The 1,387-nt window shown below is 68.6% G+C and carries 1 protein-coding gene; it reads right to left on the reverse strand.

The features are described 5' to 3' along the window. Window positions 1-573 precede the first annotated feature (573 nt). Window positions 574-1,191: a hypothetical protein gene (locus tag BMW99_RS38965; RefSeq protein ID WP_407640358.1), complete on the reverse strand. Its 618-nt coding sequence runs from the start codon at window positions 1,189-1,191 to the stop codon at window positions 574-576. Window positions 1,192-1,387 lie beyond the last annotated feature (196 nt).

The raw sequence follows: 1,387 nt of genomic DNA on the forward strand, positions 1-1,387 counted from the left end.
CACATGGCAGCCCCTGAACTGCGGGCCACCCGGTACGGCGGTCAGCCCCGTCACCATCAGGCAACCTCTCCGGCTCCGGAACTCCACCACCGCACATCCTGCGAACAGCCACTTGGCTGCACTGCTGCCCGCCAGTTCATCTCTGTCGGGCCTTCCTCGATCTCGGCTACGAGAGAAACCATAACCACATCACTGCTCAATGTCTACTCCCGCCGCCATAGATTTCTTCGTGTCTCGCAGTGAGGCATTCGGGTGGATGGCGGGTTGAGAGACGCTTGGCGGGGCAGCAAGGGATGGGCTAGGCAGGACGGGGACGGCCACCGCGTCTCCGCCCCCGAAGTCACTCGGGCGAGGAGCCGCCGAGGTTTCACCTGCCGCCCTGCCGCGAAGTTCCCTCCGGTCCCGGTCCTCATCAGGTCCTAGACGGCAGCAGCCTCGCTGAGCACCCCGGCACCGGTGTAAACGCCCAGACCTCCTCTGACTACGACCGGTTGCCCGTGCGCCCGGCATGTGTAGGTCATAGCCGGTGCGGCTATCCGGGTCGGTCGGCATGCACCGGCAGGTCGCGCGGGGTCAGGCGCGTCGGTGGTTGCTGTCTCGACGAAGTTGCTGCGCGCGGGTCTGAACGGCGTCAAGTCGGTTGGCCAGGTCGCCGTGGTCCTTGCCAAGGTGCGGGCGTACCGCGGCCAGTGGCGTCACCAAGTCAGCTGCGTCCGCTGCGCCAAGGGCGGCGTGCAGATCGGTCATGGCCGAGTCGGCCGCGGGGCCGAGATTCGTCAGACCTGCGACCTGGGCGGCGAGCACCCGCAGGTCGGCGGCGTTGGCCCGCGCCCAGGTGGTGACGGTACGGTCCGCGGCCCTGCGGTCGCGCACCGCTTTGACGCGCTCGGCGCCCGTGTTGTCCGCATCACGCCCCGCGGACTGCAGCCGCAGATAGCGGTTCTCCGCGGCCTGCCGGCTCGAGACGCCCATCGGCTGGGCCAGGTCGGCCCAGGTGGCGCCGGCCGCGCGGGCGGTCTCGACCAGGCCGGCCTCCCAACCGGCGAGCTCACTGCGCAGTTCCCGCAGCAGCAACAGCGCGGCCAGGGCGTTTTGTGGATCGGCCTGCGGTTCGAGGCCGCGTCGCCCGTCCGGGTCATGCGCGGCCCGGACGGCTTCGTCGATGGCGGCCAGCGCCGCGGCCGCCGCCACGAACGACGCCGACTCCGGGGCCGTCCCGTTCCCGGATGTGGAGGGTCGGGAATCCTCACCCATCATGTCACCCTCTCAGCGACTCCAGTATTTGTCATCCGATGGATGACATGTTACAACGGAGTCAGGTGAAGCGCACTGGCACCACAGCAGAGCAATCGGAGGTGTTTCACAATGCTGATGCGCACCGACCCGT

The organism is Actinacidiphila rubida, assembly GCF_900110255.1.
GTDB lineage: Bacteria > Actinomycetota > Actinomycetes > Streptomycetales > Streptomycetaceae > Actinacidiphila > Actinacidiphila rubida.